Raw genomic sequence first — 17,620 nt, forward strand, 5'->3', positions numbered from 1 at the left:
AGCGTCCTGCGGATGGCCTGTGCCGCAACGGTGGTCGGCGCCGCCATCGGCGTGCCGTGGCCGAGCGCGCAGGCGATCGCGCCGCCCGGGATCGATCCCGGCGCACTGGGCGCCGCACAGGGTCTGAGCGGGCGGCCCGCGCCGCTGGAACCGACCGAGCAGCGCGCCGTCTGCGCCGAACCCGTGCTCACCGGCAGTCCGCCCAGTGAACCGCCGATGGCGCAGCGGGTGCTGGATCTACCGTCGGCGTGGCGGTTCAGCCGCGGCGCCGGGCAGAAGGTGGCCGTCATCGATACCGGGGTGAATCCGCATCCGCGGCTGCGTTCCCTGCAACCGGGCGGTGACTTCGTCTCCGACAGCGACGGGACGGTCGACTGCGACGGCCACGGCACCCTCGTCGCCGGGATCATCGCGGCACAGCCGAGTCCCGGCGACGCCTTCGCCGGCGTCGCGCCCGACGCGGACCTGCTCACCATCCGGCAACTGAGCCTGGCCTACGAACCGAAGGACCGCAGCGGCCGCGACGACCCGCCGGGCAAGATCAGCAGCGACGGTTACGGCAGCGTGCTCACGCTGGCCGCGGCCGTCGTCCGTGCCGTCGACCTCGGCGCGACCGTCATCAATATCTCCGAAGTGGCCTGCACCGCGGCCGGTTCCGACACGGCCGACGGCTCGCTGGGCGCGGCGGTGAAGTACGCCTACGAGCGCAATGTCGTGGTGGTCGCGGCCGCGGGCAATCTACAGCCCGACGGCGCGTGCTCGAAACAGAACGACGGCTCCGGCTGGGGCTCGGTGGTGACGGTCGCGAGCCCGGCGTGGTTCACGCCTTACGTGCTCTCGGTGGGGTCGGTGGACTCGACGGGCCAGGTCTCCGAGCTCTCGCTGCACGGGCCGTGGGTGGCCGTCGCCGCGATCGGCCGCAATATCGTGTCGCTGGACAGCAAGCCGGGCGGCGCGGGGCTGGTCGACGGCGTACAGACCACCGAGGGGATCAGGGGTGTGGAGGGCACCAGCTTCGCGGCGCCCTATGTGGCCGGACTGGCCGCGCTGGTGCGCTCGCGTTTTCCGGAACTCACCGCGCAGCAGGTGATGGACCGCATCATCCGCACCGCGCACGGGCCGGGCACCGGACGCGACGACCGGATCGGGCACGGCCTGATCGATCCGCTCGCCGCGCTGACCGCGCAGCTGCCCGACCAGCCCGTCGGCGCAGGGGCCGACGTCCCACGGGCCGTCGCCGCGCCGGTGATCCCGCCCGGCCCCGACCCGCGACCGCGCCGGATCGCCGTCATCGGCTCCATCGTCTGCCTGGCCTGCCTGGCCGTGGGCGCCGCGGTGGCGATCCCGTTCCGCCGGTCCGGGCCGGACCCGAACGCGGAGTTCGATCCCTAGCGGCCGCCGCATCGACCGCTCGTCGCCGACCGAACGAAGGAACCATGGTTACCGAAGGCTTTGTGCGCCGCCCCCGCATCGCGCCGCCCCGGGCGCCCGGTGGCGAGGTGGCGCTGTCGGCGCCTCCGGAGATCGCACGCGCGCTGCCCGCGCCGCTGATGATGAAGCTGATGCCCGTCGTCATGGTGATCGCGGTGGTCGGCATGATCGCCATGATGGCGATGATGGGCCGCAACATGCTGGCCAATCCGTTCATGATGATGTTCCCGTTGATGATGCTCATGTCGATGGTCGGCATGATGGCGGGCTTCCGTGGCGGCGGTCCCAAACGCGCGGTCGAACTCAACGAGGAGCGCAAGGACTACTTCCGCTACTTGGACCAGGTCCGAAAGGACGTGCGCCGCACGGGCGGCAAGCAGTTGGAGACGCTCCGGTGGAGTCATCCCGAGCCCGCCGACCTGCCGTCCCTGATCGGGACGAGGCGGATGTGGGAGCGCAGGCCAAACGACCCGGACTTCGGGCACGTGCGCGTCGGGGTCGGCAGCCACCGGCTGGCCACCAAACTGGCGCGCCCGGAGACGGGACCGCTGGAGGACTTGGAACCGGTCTCCACCGTGGCGTTGCGCCGTTTCGTGCGCACCCACTCGGTGGTGCACCGGCTGCCGACCGCGGTGTCGTTGCGCGCGTTTCCCGCCATCAACATCAGCGGTCCGGCCGAGGACGCGCACATGCTGGTGCGGGCGATGCTGATGGAGCTGGTCACCTTCCACGGCCCCGACCATCTCGCCGTCGCGATCGTCTGCGCCGACCCGGACGGTCCGGCCTGGTCCTGGGCGAAATGGCTGCCGCAGTTGCAACATCCGACCCAGCGCGACGGCATGGGCTCGGCGCGGATGATGTACCACTCGCTCGGCGAGCTGGAGACGGCGCTGGCGGCCGAACTGCTCGAGCGCGGCCGGTTCATGCGCAACCCGCAGCCGACCCAGGGGCGGCTGCACCTCGTGGTCGTCATCGACGACGGCTACGTCAGCGGCAGCGAACGGCTGGTCAGCGAATCGGGTCTGGACTCGGTCACCGTGCTCGACCTCACCGCACCGGAAGGCGGGCTCGCGGCGCGGCGCGGACTGCAACTGGTCGCCGCGGACGGCGAAGTGTCGGCGCGCAGTGCGGCCGGTGTGGAGAAGTTCGCCACCGCGGACCAGGTGAGCACGGCCGAGGCCGAGGCCTTCGCCCGCTCCCTGGCCAGATACCGCCTCGCGACGGCGGCGCAGATCGTCAGTCTCGGTGAGGGAACCACGACGGACCCGGGACTGATGGCGCTGCTGAAGATCCCGGACGCGGCCCAGATCGATCCGGCGCGGGTGTGGCGTCCGCGCACGGCCCGGGAACGGCTCCGGGTGCCGATCGGCATCACCCCCGACGGCACGCCGGTGGAGATCGACATCAAGGAATCGGCCGAGAACGGCATGGGCCCCCACGGCTTGTGCATCGGCGCCACCGGGTCCGGCAAGTCGGAATTCCTGCGCACGCTGGTGCTCTCGCTGGTCACCACGCATTCGCCGGACGCGCTGAACCTGGTGCTCGTCGACTTCAAGGGCGGCGCGACCTTCCTCGGCCTCGACTCGCTGCCGCACGTCGCCGCGGTGATCACCAACCTGGAAGAGGAACTGTCGCTGGTCGACCGCATGAAGGACGCGCTCGCCGGTGAGATGAACCGCCGCCAGGAGCTGCTGCGTTCGGCGGGCAACTACGCCAACGTCACCGACTACGAGAAGGCGCGCGCCGCCGGCGTGCCGCTCGACCCACTGCCCGCCCTGTTCATCGTCGTCGACGAGTTCTCCGAGTTGCTCTCGCAGAAGCCCGATTTCGCGGAGCTGTTCGTGATGATCGGCCGCCTGGGCCGGTCGCTGCACGTGCACCTGCTGCTGGCTTCGCAGCGACTGGAGGAGAACAAGCTGCGCGGCCTGGAATCGCATCTGTCCTACCGCATCGGCCTGCGCACGTTCTCGGCGAACGAATCGCGCGCGGTACTCGGCATCACCGACGCCTACCACTTGCCGAGCGTGCCCGGCTCGGGGTACCTGAAAAGCGATGCGTCGGATCCGCTGCGATTCAACGCGAGTTACGTGTCCGGACCGTACGTCGCGCCGCAGGGCACGGTCACCGGCGAGGACGGCAGCCCGGTCGCCGGGCACCGTCCCGCGCTGTTCACCGCCTCGCCCGTGGAACTGCCCGAGCCGATCGAGACGGAGACGGAGGCGCAGCCCGCGGCGCCGTCGAACCCCCTGCTGGAGCTGCCCCCGCCGCCGTCGGCCGCAGGGGCAGTCCCCGGCGCCGACGAGGGCATCCCCGACACGCTGCTCGACGTGGTCGTCAAGCGGCTCACCGGGCACGGCCGCCCGGCACACGAGGTGTGGCTGCCGCCCCTGGACGAATCCCCGACCGTCGACATGCTGCTGCCCGACCCGGACTGGCGTTCGCCGGTCAACCGGCACGGCCAGTTGTGGATGCCGATCGGCGTCATCGACAAGCCGTACGAGCAGCGGCGCGATGTGCTCACCGTCAACCTGTCCGGCGCACAGGGGCATGTCGCGGTGGTCGGCGGCCCCCAGTCGGGCAAGTCGACGACCTTGCGCACCATCGTCATGGCGACCGCGGCCACACACAGCCCCGAACAGGCGCAGTTCTACTGCCTCGACTTCGGCGGCGGCAGCATGACGGGCCTGTCCGGGGTGCCGCACGTGGGCTCGGTGGCCGGTCGCCTCGACAGCGACCGGGTGCGCCGCACCGTCGCCGAACTCACCACGCTGATGCGCCAGCGCGAGGAGCGGTTCGCCGCACTGGGCATCGAGTCGATGGCCGAGTTCCGGCGCCGGAAGTTCGCCGACGACCCGCGCGTCGCGGACGGCACCGCCGGACCGGCGAACCCGCTGGCCGACGACAAGTTCGGCGACGTATTCCTGGTGATCGACGGCTGGGCCGCGATCCGCGAAGAGTTCGACGTGCTGGAACCGCAGATCAACGCCATCGCAGCGCAGGGTTTGTCGTTCGGCATCCACCTGATGATCGCCGCCTCCCGCTGGGCCGAGATCCGTCCGGTGGTCAAGGACCAGATCGGCACCCGACTCGAACTGCGGCTCGGTGATCCGTCGGATTCGGAGATGGGCAGGCGCACCGCGCATCAGGTCCCGGTCGGTCGCCCGGGTCGCGGTATGACCCCGGACCAGCTGCACATGCTGATCGCCCTGCCGCGTCTGGATTCCGACTCCGATCCGGGCAGCCTGGCCGAGGGCGTCGCGCACGCGCGCACCGAGCTCGAGCAGCTGTACCCGAACCGCCGCGCGCCGGAGGTACGCATGCTGCCGTTGCGGTTCGGCCGGGACGAACTGCTGGCCTCCGCGCGAGCCCAGGGGATCGAACTCGGCCCCACCCGGGTCGTGGTCGGTCTCGGCGAGTCCGAATTGCAGCCGCTGGTCCTGGATTTCGGCGTCGAGCCGCACTTCATGGCGTTCGCCGACGTGGAGAGCGGCAAGACCACCCTGCTGCGCAACATCGTGATGGGCGTGGTCGAGCAGTCGACCACCGAGCAGGCCAGGATCATCATGATCGACTACCGCCGCACCATGCTCGGTGTGGTCGAGGGCGACCACCTGGCCGGATACTCCACCTCGTCGCAGACCTGCGGTCCGATGCTGCAGGAGGTGGCCGGATACCTGGCCAAGCGGATTCCCGGCTCGGACATCACACCGCAGCAGTTGCGGGAACGCAGCTGGTGGAGCGGCCCGGAGATCTACATCGTGGTCGACGACTACGACATGGTGGTGACCGGCAGCGGCATGAACCCGTTCGCGCCGCTGCTGGAATACCTGCCGCAGGCCCGCGACATCGGCATGCACCTCGTGGTCACGCGCCGCAGCGGCGGTGTGTCCCGTGCGCTGTACGACCCGGTGCTGGGCACCATGAAGAACCTGTCGGTGGAGACGTTGATCATGAGCGGGTCGCGCGACGAGGGCAAGCTGATGGGCGACGTGCGGCCGAGCAAGCTGCCGCCCGGTCGCGGAACACTGGTGTCGCGCAGTCGAGGTATCGAGATGGTGCATATCGCGCACTTGCCGCCGGTCTGACCGTGCCGCGGTCGCGCTTCTGTCACCAGCGCTCACGGTTTCGGAGCGGGCTTCAGTTGTTCGCTTGCGGTGGACGCAGAACCGCCGAGGCAGTCGGCCGTCCGAGTATCGGTACCGGTACCGGTAGTTCGGGCTCCCAGCTGTCCACGCGTCGCTCGAACAGCGCGCGCGACGGCCCCAGCATGAGCGGCCCCGCGATGCGGACCAGCCGGAATCCCGCCGAGCGGTAGTAGTCGTGCAGGTCGGTATTGGTGGTCCAGGCGTCCAGGCGCACCCACTGGCGTTGCTGGTGGCGCGCGAGCGTTCCCGCGTGGGCGAGCATGCGATGGCCCACGCGCCGGCCCGCGAATCGCAGGTCCACGATCATGAAATGGACGATCACCGAGTCCTCGAGTTCCCAGCGGGACCATAGACCGGCATCGGCGCGGTCGTTGACGGTGATGGTCCCCGCCGGTTCGCCCGCCACCTCGGCGATCCAGGTCTCGCCCGCGTCCAGCGCGTGTCCGACGGCCCGGGCGAAGATCTCGATGGGCAGTCCGCGCCCGGCGACCGTCCACTGGTCGGACCCGCGCGCGGTGAGCCACGCCGTACGCTGCACGCGCAGACGGCAGATCATGCCGAGATCGCCCACTGTTGCCTGACGGAGCGCGATCGTCATGAGGCTAGGCCGGACCGGACCCGGGCGAGTCGGCGAGCGTGGTCCGGATGACCGCCGTGCCTTCGGCGTCGCCGAGTTCGTAGGCCAAGCGGTTGCCGGTGGCGAGCGAACGATGCCGGGTGGCCCGGGTGACGCGGGTGTGGTTCGCGCCGATGCGCAAGTGGTCGAGCAGGATGGTGCCGGTGGCGACGCCGAGCACCGAGGCTTCCTCCGCGTTCGCGGGCCGGGCGACGAGCGTGTCGCGATGCGCGGTCTCGGCGTGGCCACGGTCGGCGAGGCGCCGGGTGGTGCCTTCCGGAATGTCGTGCGGGGAGTCGATTCCGGTGGCCTCGGCCAGATCCCGGGGATAGAAACTGACCTCCCATGACCACGGCTCGTTGTCCAGATACTGGACCACGGTCCTGGCCAGCACCCAGGAATCCCGCGGCACACCCAGCCAGGACGCGACCTCGGGACCGGCCGGCTCCATTTTCGCGCTGAACTCCTTCGACGGCTCCCGGTTCGCGGCCCGCGCGATCTCCTCGAAGATGTCGTGCGGGGTCTGCGGCCGGTCGGGGCGGATAGAGTCGGTCACAACGGATTCGAGCACTTCTTGGTTTCGAACGATCGTGCCGCGGGAAGTAGCTGTGTAGACCAGGTTCTCGGTCACCAGCACTTGGACAGCGTTGCGGGCGGTCGTGATCGAGACCTGCATTCGATCGGCAAGCTCGGAATGACTGGGCAGACGATCGCCCGGCTTCCACTTGGCTGCGCGGATCTCCTCGCGGAGGAGGTCTGCGATCCGGTGATACGTCGGACCGTCCGCCATCTTGCTCCTCGGTTGGTCATGCAGGTAACGAAGTGTACTCCCCGTGACTCTCTGCGGCCCGTTAACGCTTGACAGGTGCCTTCAGAGGTTTATTGTAATGAACGTCCTGATCCGGTGTTGTGCGGCGATGACGGCGAGGCAACGTGGCAGGTTCGGATACAACGGTCGTAATGGCCCTCCCCGGCACATCGAGGTGTGTCGATCCTTCGGTGCGCTCTTCGGCACCGGGATTGGTTCCCACGTCCGATCTATTGGTTCGGGCGTGTCGCGGGCACCGCGTGGTCGGTGGTCCGCTCCTGTGGTTCGCTCGTGATCTGGCAGTGCTACATGAGCGCCGTCTGGTCGGCCGCGGCGGTTCGGTGGACACCTCCGTGGCGGTGATCCGCGAAATCGAGCGTCGCAGAGTCGAGTTGGTGATGGCCATCGACGACTGGGTGATGCGCAGCGTGCCGCAACATCGGCTCGGCGCCACGTTGCACACCGAAACGGTGGGTGCGGTGATCGACCGCCTCGCCGAGTCTTCGGTGCGCGCGCATCACGCCTTGATGACTCTCGACGCGCACGACGAGTTGTTGCACAACGCATGGCATCACCTCGCCGAACTCGCGGACGCCTACGACGATCTGGTGCGCGACGTCATGGCGGGCAGACGGCGTCTACCCGAGTGGTGAGCGGCTGATCCGCTCGCCCTCACCCGCCGGGCCGCGGCCCGGCGGGTGTCATGGACGGTAACGGCGGTGATCGGTGGCGAAGTCGTCGGCGACGGTCGCGGCCAGCTCGACGTAGGCCCGCTTGGTCTGCTTGTGCAGCCGGTGCAGATCGATCTCGGCGCCCTCGGACATGTGCGGGTCGAACGGGATGATGTGCACGGCGCGGCACCGGGACAGGAAGTACTCCCGTAGCTGCTGGATACCGACATTCGGCGATCCGGCGCGCGGCGAGTTGATCACCACCACCGCGTTGCGCACCAAGTGGTCGTGGCCGTGCAGCGACAACCAGTCCAGCGTCGCCGCGGCGCTACGGGCTCCGTCGATGGCGGGCGAGGAGATCAGCACCAGCGAGTGCGCCAGATCCAGCACACCGGACATGGCCGAATGCATCAGTCCCGTACCGCAATCGGTGAGGATGATGTTGTAGAACCGCTGCAGGATCCGGGCGACCGCGCGGTACTCCTCTTCGCTGAACGCCTCCGACGCGGCCGGATCGCGTTCGCTGGCCAGCACTTCCAGACGGCTCGTGGCCTGCGAAGTGTGCCTGCGCACATCCGAATAGCGCTGGATGGACGAGTCGAGCAGCAGATCGCGCACCGTGGACCTGGTCTGCAGCGGCACCCGCTGCGACAGCGTGCCGAAGTCGGGATTGGCGTCCACGGCGATCACCCGGTCGCCCCGGATGGAAGCGAAGATCGAGCCGATACCCATTGTGGTGGTGGTCTTTCCGACACCGCCCTTGAGCGAGAGCACCGCGATCCGGTAGTCGCCGCGCACCGGCTGCCTGATCCGCGCGACGAGTTCCTGCAGCCTGCGTTCCTCGGCGGACATGCCCGGGTTGATCGCGCCGCCGGACACGTGATGCACGGCCTTGCGCCACCCGGAGCCCGGGGCCCGCTTGGCCCGGCGCATCGGCACATTGTCCAGTGAAGGCTGCTGGAACTGACCGCCCGGCTGCTGGGCGGGCGGTTGCGGGTAGCCCGGCGGCGTGCCCCACTGCTGCGGCGCCTGCGCGGTCGGTTGCCCGTAGTTCTGCGGTTCGGCGTGCTGCGGTGGGATCGGCGGCGCGGAATACTGTGCCGTCCGGTCGGATTCGGGCGCGGCGTTCCGCTCGGCGACGTTGCGCCACTGGTCCGCGGGCTGCTCGGCGGGAGCGGACCCGGCGGTGAGACGATCCGGACGGCCTTCGGGGCCGGTCGCCACGGCGCCCGGATGTCCGGCGGTGGTCCACTGGTCGGCCGGAGGCTGCGTCGCGGCGCCGGGCATCGGCCCACTCGCGAATTGCGGTACGGGCCAGGCGTACTCGCCGCTCGCGCCGTACGGTCCAGGCTGTGCGGCGCCCGCCTCGCCGTGAATCGGCGCGGGTCGTTGCTGAGGTATCGGTACCTGGTCGAAATCCGGCGCTTGCGCGGCGGGAGCCGCGGCAGTGATCGGCGCGTTGGGCTCGGCGGGCAACCGGTGTCGTCCACCGCCGATCGGTCGCACGGACGCGCCGCCGGCTTCGGCGGCGGCGGTCCAGCCGGACGCCGTGGCACCGTATTGCCATTGCGAAGCAGGAGGATTCGCCTGCACGTTCGCCGTGGGTTGTCCGGTGGCTTCGGCCGACTGCGCGGGAGCCGGGCCGCCTTCCGCGAAGGCGTCGCCGGGAACGGCAGGAACCGGACCTGCTCCGCTCTGTCCGGCATGCGGACCGGGCATGGCGGCGGCCGGTGTCTCGGTAGCGCTGCTATTCGCAGGCCGGTCCGCTTGGGCGAGTGCCTGTTCACCCTGTGCGGCACCCGCGTTCGGCGCGGGCGGGAGTCCGGGTGCGCTCGGCTGACCTGCCTGCTCCGGCGGGGTGTGCCCGAGCCATGGCGGCGGACCGTCCGCACCGCGTGGTGGCAGATGTCGCTCGTCCTGCGCCGGTGCGGGGGGCTGCGTGCCGGTTACACCATGATCCGGCCGCTCATGAGGCGCGGACGGATCGGGTAGCGGTGGGAGACGGCGTGGCGCACCCGTCGCGGAGGTCTCGGCCCCCTCGGGCCGCGGACCGGCGAGCCAGGGCGGCGGCCCCTCGGAGCCGGTGGCGGGCTCGGTCGGCGGCGCGGGCTGATCGCGCCTGCGAGGTGCGTCGTCTCCGGTGGGTGGTTCGGCAGATTCGGTATCCGGCACCGCCGGCAATTCGTCGAAGGCTGCCGTCCACGGTTGCGCGACGGCGGGTCGACCGGCCGTCTGCGGTACGTGGCCCGCGTCCGCTGATGGTGCGGCCTCGGCCTCGACCGGCGGCGTGGCTTCGGTGGCGGCCGGGGTGGGCCGGGGACCGGATTCCGCATCCGCCGACTCGGTCGGAGCTGCCTGGCGGCTCTGTGGGACCGCATCCACGCCTTCGGAGGCCGGGCTGTCGACGCCGGGCACGGCCGGACCGCTGTATTCCAGTGTCCGCTCGTCGGCCTGCGTTCCCGAGTGGGCGCTGGGCGGCGTCGAGTGGGCGTCGGGCTGGTCGCTCGCCTGCCGCGAGTGGGTTGCGCCGGTGGCGGCTGATGGTGCGGCGGTGGTCGGAGCCGCCGATGCGCTGGTCGGCGGCGCCGGGGCGCTGGTCGGCGGCGCGGGGGGCAGTGCAGAAGAGTCCGCGCTCTGTGCCTGATCGGCGCCCGGCGCGAGCGCGGTGGGTTGCCCGGCATGGGGCGCCTGCGCGGAGCTGTCACCGGCAGTCGGCGCTGCGGGAGCGGCGCCCGTCGGCCACCCCTGGTTCAGGCCGGTCGGCGGTGCGACGGGCTGGCCACTGTTCGGGAGTTGGGTCTGCTGCCCGGGCGGAGTACCGGGCCACTGGCTCGGCCGCACCGCGGACAGCGCGGCGTCGAGGCGCGGATTGCCGGTGGACGGCCACCCGCCGGGCTGCGGCGCGAACAGCGGTCGGCCGGTCGCGGTCCCGGTGGCTTGGCCGGTGCCGCTAGGACTGTGCGATGACGGGGCGTGCTCCTCGTGCGTTGGCGGAGCGGGGCGCTCCTCGACCGCCTGTCGGGGTGGGTCGGGCAGCGGCGGTGGGGGCGGCAGATCCGGCCTACGGTGCTGGGCTCGCACCTGCTGGGCGTCGGGTTGCTCCGCGGGCCTGCTGCCCAGCGGTTGGAACCCGGGGGAGGGCTGCGAGGGATTGCGGGTCGGCAGGCCGGACTGCGGAACGGCGCCCCGCTGGGGCGACGCTTCCCACGAGCTGCCCTGCGCGGACGATGTGCCGTCGGACCCAGGTTGTTGTCCCCGGGAGTCCGGCCGCTGACCAGACGCGGACTCGTTCGACGGCTGTGCCCAGGAGTTGGCCTGGTGCTGGGCGGGTGTGGGGTCGTTCGGCCCGGATGGCTGTGCCCAGGAGTTGGCCTGGTGTTGAGCGGGTGTGGGGTCGTTCGGCCCGGATGGCTGTGCCCAGGAGTTGGGCTGGTGTTGAGCGGGCGTGGGGTCGCTCGACGGCTGTGCCCAGGAGTCGTGTGGCCGCTGACCAGGCGCGGGCTCGTTCGGCCCGGGCTGGGCCGGGTGGCTCGATGCGCTCTGCCGCTGGACGTCGTCGGTATGGCCCTCGTTCTTGTCGCGACGCCAGCCCTTGCGGCGCTTCTCCGGACGCGCGGCGTCCGGGCGGTCCGCTTCGGGGGAGCGGTTCTTGAATCGGCCGCGCCTGCGGCTGGGGGATTCCTCGATGAGATCGTCGTGCGGGAGGTTCTGTACCGGCGCCTCGTAGCCGCTCTGAGTGACTTCGCTCTCCGACAGCCAGGGCGGCAGCATCGGGAGACCGTCGTTACTACGACTCACGACGTCCCCTCGCTGCCGCTGGGCTCCGTCGTGTTCGCGCCGCCGGTCGGCTCGGTCCTGGTCCGGGGTGCTCTGCCGGTGACTCGCTCGCTACGCTCACTCACGGCCTCGCCTCCCTGCCGTTCGCTTCGGCCGTGACCAAGGACGCCGCGCCGGTGCCTCGCTCGCTCCGCCGGCTCACGCATCCCCCTCGATCTGTTCGACCCAAATACCTGGACAGCGGCCAGTTTACGCGACAACCGGCCGCCGTCGTGGCGCAGGACCCGACCCCCGCCACGGATGGGAAGGCGGCTGCGAAACCGCTGGCGACGCGGGTATACAGGGAGGCATTTTTGCCCGATCCGGAACGGATCGGTAAGCTGGAGCGGCGGTGCACCTACGCGCCGCCTGTTCGTGTGCGAGCGGCCCGCTCCGGCGGCCGGTCATTCGAGCAGACCAGGCAAACCCAACCAGGTTGAGCGTAACCGGGATCGCGGAGGACATGGCGAAGAAGGACGGGGCCATCGAGGTCGAGGGTCGAGTTGTCGAGCCGCTGCCCAATGCGATGTTCCGGATCGAGCTCGAGAACGGGCACAAGGTTCTCGCGCACATCAGTGGGAAGATGCGGCAGCACTACATTCGTATCCTCCCCGAGGACCGTGTGGTCGTCGAGCTCTCGCCCTACGACCTGTCGCGCGGCCGGATCGTTTACCGCTACAAGTGATCGTGCCCCGCGCGATCAGGTCGGCACGAACCCGGCAGTCCCGGCGTGAGCCGGGACCGAGTCGAAAGACTCACTACAGAGCTTCCCCAGTCGCCGACTGGGGAAAAACTGTGTTCACACCCCTGTGAACCACAACAGATTGGACGGACGTGAAGGTTCAGCCGAGCGTCAAGAAGATCTGCGAGAAGTGCAAGGTGATCCGCCGTCACGGCCGGGTCATGGTGATCTGCGACAACCTGCGCCACAAGCAGCGCCAGGGCTGAGCGGAGGCGAGGGAGACCTCGCTTCACCCGCCCGAGGCTTGCCGAAGGCGCCGCTCGACGCGACACCAGCCAAGCACCGAACCGCAGTTCGGATTGGCAAGAAGAACTCCCAGCACCAGCCGCACGCTGCGGATATCAGGGTTCGCCCTGGGCGTGCGCGCCTACCACCGGTTCGGAGGCCGGTGCCCCGCCAAGACGAGGGGACGGACAGGGAGCAGACCTCCGCAACGATTAAGGAAACTGCCAGATGGCACGTCTCATGGGCGTCGACCTCCCGCGCGAGAAGCGCATGGAGATCGCACTGACCTACATTTTCGGCATTGGCCGTACCCGCTCCAAGGAGATCCTCGAGGCCACCGGCGTCAGCCCGGACCTGCGTTCGAAGGATCTCAGCGACGACGATCTGACGAAGCTGCGTGACTACATCGAGGCTTCGGAGTTCAAGGTCGAGGGTGACCTGCGCCGCGAGGTGCAGGCCGATATTCGCCGCAAGATCGAGATCGGCTGCTACCAGGGTCTGCGCCACCGTCGTGGCCTGCCCGTCCGTGGCCAGCGCACCAAGACCAACGCGCGCACCCGCAAGGGCCCGAAGCGCACCGTCGCCGGCAAGAAGAAGTAGGGATAACCGATGCCTCCGAAGAGTCGGGCCGCGGGCCCGAAGAAGACCCAGAAGTCGCGTCGCAGGGACAAGAAGAACGTCCCGCACGGCAACGCGCACATCAAGAGCACGTTCAACAACACGATCGTGTCGATCACCGACCCGAACGGCAACGTCATCTCCTGGGCGTCGTCGGGTCACGTCGGCTTCAAGGGCTCGCGCAAGTCGACCCCGTTCGCCGCGCAGCTCGCCGCCGAGAACGCCGCCCGCAAGGCGCAGGAACACGGCGTCAAGAAGGTCGACGTGTTCGTGAAGGGCCCCGGTTCGGGCCGCGAGACCGCGATCCGCTCGCTGCAGGCCGCCGGCCTCGAGGTGGGCACGATCTCCGATGTCACCCCGCAGCCGCACAACGGCTGCCGTCCGCCCAAGCGGCGTCGCGTCTAGCGGGAAAGGAACAGCGAACAATGGCTCGTTACACAGGCCCTATCACCCGCAAGTCGCGTCGTCTGCGCGTCGACCTGGTCGGAGGCGACCAGGCGTTCGAGCGGCGCCCCTACCCGCCCGGCCAGCACGGCCGCGCGCGGATCAAGGAGAGCGAGTACCTGCTCCAGCTGCAGGAGAAGCAGAAGGCCCGCTTCTCCTACGGTGTCATGGAGAAGCAGTTCCGCCGGTACTACGAAGAGGCCAACCGCCTCAAGGGCAAGACCGGTGACAACCTGCTGCGTCTGCTCGAGACCCGCCTGGACAACGTGGTGTACCGCGCCGGTCTGGCGCGTACCCGCAGGCAGGCCCGCCAGCTGGTCAGCCACGGTCACTTCCTGGTGAACAACAAGAAGGTGGACGTCCCCAGCTTCCAGGTCACCCAGTACGACATCATCGATGTCAAGGAGAAGTCGCTGGGCACCCTGCCGTTCCAGGTCGCGCGCGAGACCGTCGGCGACCGCCCGGTTCCGGGCTGGCTGCAGGTGATCCCGGGCCGGCTGCGGATCCTGGTCCACCAGTTGCCGGAGCGCGCCCAGATCGATGTGCCGCTGCAGGAACAGCTGATCGTCGAGTACTACTCGAAGTAAAGCTCGGCGAGCCGTCCTCGGCACACACCTCGGACGGCATGCGCGCACGGCAGTGCTGCTGGTGCGTGGCCGTCCCGACGCGGGCGGCCACGCACAACCCCTGAGACGAGGCGTCAAATAGCGGGCGCCCTAAAAGGAGGATGATCCTAATGCTGATTTCACAGCGTCCGACGCTGACCGAAGAGGTCGTCGCGGAGAACCGCTCGAAGTTCACCATCGAACCGCTCGAGCCGGGCTTCGGTTACACCCTCGGCAACTCGCTGCGGCGTACCCTGCTGTCCTCGATTCCGGGGGCGGCGGTCACGAGCATCCGCATCGACGGCGTCCTGCACGAGTTCACCACCGTCCCGGGCGTGAAGGAGGATGTCACCGACATCATCTTGAACCTCAAGGGCCTGGTCGTGTCCTCGGAGGAGGACGAGCCGGTGACGATGTACGTGCGCAAGCAGGGCCCGGGCACCGTCACCGCCGGTGACATCGTCCCGCCCAGCGGCGTCGTGGTGCACAACCCGGACATGCACATCGCGACCTTGAACGACAAGGGCAAGCTGGAGATCGAGCTCGTCGTCGAGCGCGGTCGCGGCTACGTCCCCGCCGTGCAGAACAAGGCCTCCGGTGCGGAAATCGGCCGGATCCCGGTGGATTCGATCTACTCGCCGGTGCTCAAGGTGACCTACAAGGTCGAGGCGACCCGCGTCGAGCAGCGCACCGACTTCGACCGGCTCATCCTGGACGTGGAGACCAAGAACTCCATCAGCGCGCGGGACGCGCTCGCTTCGGCGGGCAAGACCCTGGTCGAACTCTTCGGCCTGGCCCGTGAGCTGAACGTCGAAGCCGAGGGCATCGAGATCGGCCCCTCGCCGGCCGAGGCGGATCACATCGCCTCGTTCGGTCTGCCGATCGAGGACCTGGACCTCACCGTCCGGTCCTACAACTGCCTCAAGCGCGAGGGTGTGCACACCGTGGGCGAGCTGGTCGCCCGCACTGAGTCGGATCTGCTGGACATTCGCAACTTCGGCCAGAAGTCCATCGACGAGGTCAAGGTCAAGCTGCACGCGCTCGGCCTCTCGCTGAAGGACAGCCCGGCGTCGTTCGATCCGTCCAGCGTGGTCGGCTACGACGCGAGCACCGGCACGTGGAGCGACAGCGGCACGTTCAGTGACACCGATGGCGGCGAGCAGGACTACGCCGAGACCGAACAGCTCTAGGCCGCCGGGGTAGGCGCCCCGGCCCCGGCCTCGTACCCGCGGCGTGAGCGACGCGCCCGGAGGCGATAGCAGAGCGTAACCACGCAGGGCGCCGGGGAGCGCCGGCGAAAGACACAGGAGAACAAACCAATGCCCAAGCCCAAGAAGGGTGCCCGCTTCGGCGGGTCGGCGTCGCACCAGAAGGCGATCTTCGCCAATCTGGCCACGGCGCTCTTCGAGCACGGCCGGATCACCACCACCGAGGCCAAGGCCAAGGCCGTGCGTCCCTACGCGGAGAAGCTGATCACCAAGGCGAAGGCCGGCACTCTGGCCGACCGTCGCGAGGTGCTGAAGGTGATCCGCAACAAGGACATCGTGCACGAACTGTTCGCGCAGATCGGGCCGTCGTTCGAGGGGCGCGAGGGTGGCTACACCCGCATCACCAAGACGCTGCCGCGCAAGGGTGACAACGCGCCGATGGCGATCATCGAGCTGGTCCGGGAGAAGACCGTGACCAACGAGGCCGATCGCGCTCGTCGGGTCGCCGCGTCGAAGAAGGCGGAGGAGGCTCCGGCCGCCGAGGCCGTCGAGGACAAGGCCGAGACCGCCGAGGCCGAGACCGCCGAGGCTCCGGCTGCCGACGAGGCCGCCGAGGACAAGAAGGACGCCTGACGCGCAGCGTCGGAGTTCGCGTACGAGCCCGCCACCCGCACTGGGTCGGCGGGCTCGTTCGTTTCGACCGGAGGATCATGTGACCGTGGAGGAATCGGTGGGATCGGATGTGGACCGGCCGCGCGAGGACGCGCCGGACACCGGCATGTCGCGGGTCCGGCTGGACATCGCCTACGACGGCACGGATTTCCTCGGCTGGGCGCGTCAGCCGGGTTTGCGCAGCGTGCAGGGAGTGCTGGAGGACGCGCTGAGCAAAGTGTTGCGCGAGCCGATCCAGTTGACCGTGGCGGGCCGGACGGACGCGGGCGTCCACGCCGAGGCGCAGGTCGCGCATTTCGACACCGCCGCCGAACTGGATGCGGGAAAACTGGTGCACCGGATGGCGCGTTTCCTGCCGAAGGACGTGCGCATCAAGGACGCGCGCCTGGCCGCGCCCGAGTTCGACGCCCGGTTCTCCGCTGTTCGCCGTCACTATGCCTATCGGTTGACCACCGCGCCGTACGGGGCGGAGCCGCTGCAGGCCCGCAGCGTGGTCGCCTGCCGATCCGGCGTCGATGTCTCGGCCATGCGCGTGGCTTCGCGGAAACTGCTCGGCTTGCACGATTTCGCCGCTTTCTGCCGTCGCAGGGAGGGTGCGACGACGGTGCGCGAGTTGCAGCGCTTCGACTGGGTGCGCGACGGCGATCTGCTGATCGCCTACGTCAGCGCCGACGCGTTCTGCTGGTCGATGGTCCGCAGCCTGGTCGGCGCGGTTATCGCGGTCGGAGAGGGGCGGCGCACCCCGGAATGGGTCGCCGAGTTGTTGCGGGAGACGGAGCGTTCCAGTTCGGTCACCGTCGCGCCCGCCCACGGGCTGAGCCTGATCGGCGTCGACTATCCGGCCGACGGGGAACTGGCCGCGCGCAACGCGCAGACGCGGGAGATGCGGTCGGTACCGGTCTCCGGCGCGGGTTGCTGCGGCGATTGAGCGGGGTTCGGGCTACCCGCACCGGTCGCGGAGTGCGGGTAGCGACGCGGTCACTTCGACGACTGCGGGTATTGCTGCTGTGACTGGCCGGGCTGCTGGGTCTGTTCCTGCTGCGTCGGCGACAACTGTTCGGATGATTTCGTCTGCGCTTCGATCGTCCTCGGCTCCTGGGCGGCCCCCGAGATCTGGATGCGGCGCGGCATCGCGCGCTCCGCGATCGGGATCGTCACCGACAGCACGCCGTTGTTGTAGGTGGCGCTGATGTGGTCGACGTCGACGTTCTCGCCGAGCGACAGCTGGCGCATGAAGGTGCCCGCGAAGCGTTCCGAGGCGATCCACTGGACCCCTTCCTCGCTCGGCACGGTGCGTTGCGCGCGCAGGGTGAGCGTGCCGTTGTCGACACTCACGTCGATCGAGCCGGGGTCGACGCCGGGCAGATCCGCGTTCAAGACGTAGTGATCACCCGCTTTGAACAGATCCATCGGCATGAATCGGGGTGCGCGAGCGGTTCCGGCGCTTTCACCGAGCAATTGACGGGCGACGGTGTCGATGTCATGGAATGGATCGAATCTGAGCACAGCGATCACCTCCCTCTCGCTAGTGGCGACGTCCGCCACGGCGGCGGACGCCGATAGCTGTGCAATCGCCACGGTAGCGAACCTTGATCGGGTCGGCATCGACCTGACGGGAC

14 protein-coding genes and 1 pseudogene are annotated in these 17,620 nt (G+C 69.4%); 11 read left to right on the top strand and 4 right to left on the bottom strand.

The features are described from left to right. The first annotated feature begins 12 nt into the window (after positions 1 to 12). Complete coding sequence (gene mycP / locus ON27_RS04925) at positions 13 to 1,392, top strand: type VII secretion-associated serine protease mycosin (RefSeq protein ID WP_051046240.1); 1,380 nt, start codon at positions 13 to 15, stop codon at positions 1,390 to 1,392. A 44-nt stretch (positions 1,393 to 1,436) separates the two neighbouring features. Continuing rightward, a complete protein-coding gene (locus ON27_RS04930; protein WP_043719979.1) occupies positions 1,437 to 5,516 on the top strand; it encodes a type VII secretion protein EccC in 4,080 nt (1,359 codons plus the stop codon). Between the two features lie 52 nt (positions 5,517 to 5,568). Here ON27_RS04930 and ON27_RS04935 read toward each other — a convergent pair whose 3' ends face one another. Together ON27_RS04935 and ON27_RS04940 are read right to left on the bottom strand one after the other, a co-directional pair. After that, a complete protein-coding gene (locus ON27_RS04935; RefSeq protein WP_083887383.1) occupies positions 5,569 to 6,174 on the bottom strand; it encodes a GNAT family N-acetyltransferase in 606 nt (201 codons plus the stop codon). Between the two features lie 4 nt (positions 6,175 to 6,178). After that, positions 6,179 to 6,982, bottom strand: coding sequence for a GntR family transcriptional regulator (locus tag ON27_RS04940; protein WP_043719982.1), 804 nt, complete (start codon positions 6,980 to 6,982; stop codon positions 6,179 to 6,181). Positions 6,983 to 7,341: 359 nt separating this feature from the next. On the opposite strand from ON27_RS04940, the gene ON27_RS44615 reads away from it, so the two are divergent. Then, entirely contained in the window at positions 7,342 to 7,653 is a 312-nt protein-coding gene (locus tag ON27_RS44615) for a DUF4254 domain-containing protein (protein ID WP_227954466.1), read from the top strand. Positions 7,654 to 7,701: 48 nt separating this feature from the next. Here ON27_RS44615 and ON27_RS45755 read toward each other — a convergent pair whose 3' ends face one another. Continuing rightward, positions 7,702 to 11,469, bottom strand: a complete 3,768-nt coding sequence (locus ON27_RS45755; RefSeq protein ID WP_373282732.1) for a nucleotide-binding protein — start codon at positions 11,467 to 11,469, stop codon at positions 7,702 to 7,704. A 481-nt stretch (positions 11,470 to 11,950) separates the two neighbouring features. On the opposite strand from ON27_RS45755, the gene infA reads away from it, so the two are divergent. The 8 genes from infA to truA all read left to right on the top strand — a co-directional run bounded on the left by infA (position 11,951) and on the right by truA (position 16,929). Continuing rightward, the gene (gene infA / locus ON27_RS04955) at positions 11,951 to 12,172 is read left to right on the top strand and encodes a translation initiation factor IF-1 (protein WP_003418601.1); all 222 of its coding nucleotides are present in this window, start codon (positions 11,951 to 11,953) and stop codon (positions 12,170 to 12,172) included. Positions 12,173 to 12,321: 149 nt separating this feature from the next. Then, positions 12,322 to 12,435 carry a 50S ribosomal protein L36 gene (rpmJ, locus tag ON27_RS04960; protein WP_011207363.1) on the top strand — a complete coding sequence of 38 codons (114 nt, stop codon included), beginning with the start codon at positions 12,322 to 12,324 and terminating at the stop codon, positions 12,433 to 12,435. A 247-nt stretch (positions 12,436 to 12,682) separates the two neighbouring features. Continuing rightward, positions 12,683 to 13,054, top strand: coding sequence for a 30S ribosomal protein S13 (gene rpsM / locus ON27_RS04965; RefSeq protein ID WP_039795645.1), 372 nt, complete (start codon positions 12,683 to 12,685; stop codon positions 13,052 to 13,054). Positions 13,055 to 13,063: 9 nt separating this feature from the next. Further along, positions 13,064 to 13,477, top strand: a complete 414-nt coding sequence (rpsK, locus tag ON27_RS04970; RefSeq protein ID WP_039795647.1) for a 30S ribosomal protein S11 — start codon at positions 13,064 to 13,066, stop codon at positions 13,475 to 13,477. A gap of 20 nt (positions 13,478 to 13,497) precedes the next feature. Next, a complete protein-coding gene (gene rpsD, locus ON27_RS04975) occupies positions 13,498 to 14,103 on the top strand; it encodes a 30S ribosomal protein S4 (RefSeq protein WP_043719990.1) in 606 nt (201 codons plus the stop codon). 149 nt (positions 14,104 to 14,252) lie between these two features. Continuing rightward, a complete protein-coding gene (locus tag ON27_RS04980) occupies positions 14,253 to 15,311 on the top strand; it encodes a DNA-directed RNA polymerase subunit alpha (protein WP_039796155.1) in 1,059 nt (352 codons plus the stop codon). A 129-nt stretch (positions 15,312 to 15,440) separates the two neighbouring features. Continuing rightward, positions 15,441 to 15,962, top strand: coding sequence for a 50S ribosomal protein L17 (rplQ, locus tag ON27_RS04985; protein ID WP_043719994.1), 522 nt, complete (start codon positions 15,441 to 15,443; stop codon positions 15,960 to 15,962). Positions 15,963 to 16,107: 145 nt separating this feature from the next. Then, positions 16,108 to 16,929, top strand: a complete 822-nt coding sequence (gene truA, locus ON27_RS04990; RefSeq protein WP_051046241.1) for a tRNA pseudouridine(38-40) synthase TruA — start codon at positions 16,108 to 16,110, stop codon at positions 16,927 to 16,929. Between the two features lie 146 nt (positions 16,930 to 17,075). On the opposite strand, the pseudogene ON27_RS04995 reads toward truA, so the two are convergent. Continuing rightward, a pseudogene (locus tag ON27_RS04995) lies at positions 17,076 to 17,507 on the bottom strand (Hsp20/alpha crystallin family protein); the annotation flags it as partial. Positions 17,508 to 17,620: the final 113 nt, after the last annotated feature.

Source organism: Nocardia asiatica NBRC 100129, from assembly GCF_000308415.1.
GTDB classification, from domain to species: Bacteria; Actinomycetota; Actinomycetes; order Mycobacteriales; family Mycobacteriaceae; genus Nocardia; species Nocardia asiatica.

What these genes read in the sequence shown, in the direction of transcription:
- mycP (WP_051046240.1), top strand. Translation starts at nt 13, where the DNA reads ATGGCCTGTGCCGCAACGGTGGTCGGCGCCGCCATCGGCGTGCCGTGG.
- ON27_RS04930 (WP_043719979.1), top strand. Translation starts at nt 1,437, where the DNA reads ATGGTTACCGAAGGCTTTGTGCGCCGCCCCCGCATCGCGCCGCCCCGG.
- ON27_RS04935 (WP_083887383.1), bottom strand. Translation starts at nt 6,174, where the DNA reads ATGACGATCGCGCTCCGTCAGGCAACAGTGGGCGATCTCGGCATGATC.
- ON27_RS04940 (WP_043719982.1), bottom strand. Translation starts at nt 6,982, where the DNA reads ATGGCGGACGGTCCGACGTATCACCGGATCGCAGACCTCCTCCGCGAG.
- infA (WP_003418601.1), top strand. Translation starts at nt 11,951, where the DNA reads ATGGCGAAGAAGGACGGGGCCATCGAGGTCGAGGGTCGAGTTGTCGAG.
- rpsM (WP_039795645.1), top strand. Translation starts at nt 12,683, where the DNA reads ATGGCACGTCTCATGGGCGTCGACCTCCCGCGCGAGAAGCGCATGGAG.
- rpsK (WP_039795647.1), top strand. Translation starts at nt 13,064, where the DNA reads ATGCCTCCGAAGAGTCGGGCCGCGGGCCCGAAGAAGACCCAGAAGTCG.
- rpsD (WP_043719990.1), top strand. Translation starts at nt 13,498, where the DNA reads ATGGCTCGTTACACAGGCCCTATCACCCGCAAGTCGCGTCGTCTGCGC.
- ON27_RS04980 (WP_039796155.1), top strand. Translation starts at nt 14,253, where the DNA reads ATGCTGATTTCACAGCGTCCGACGCTGACCGAAGAGGTCGTCGCGGAG.
- rplQ (WP_043719994.1), top strand. Translation starts at nt 15,441, where the DNA reads ATGCCCAAGCCCAAGAAGGGTGCCCGCTTCGGCGGGTCGGCGTCGCAC.
- truA (WP_051046241.1), top strand. Translation starts at nt 16,108, where the DNA reads ATGTCGCGGGTCCGGCTGGACATCGCCTACGACGGCACGGATTTCCTC.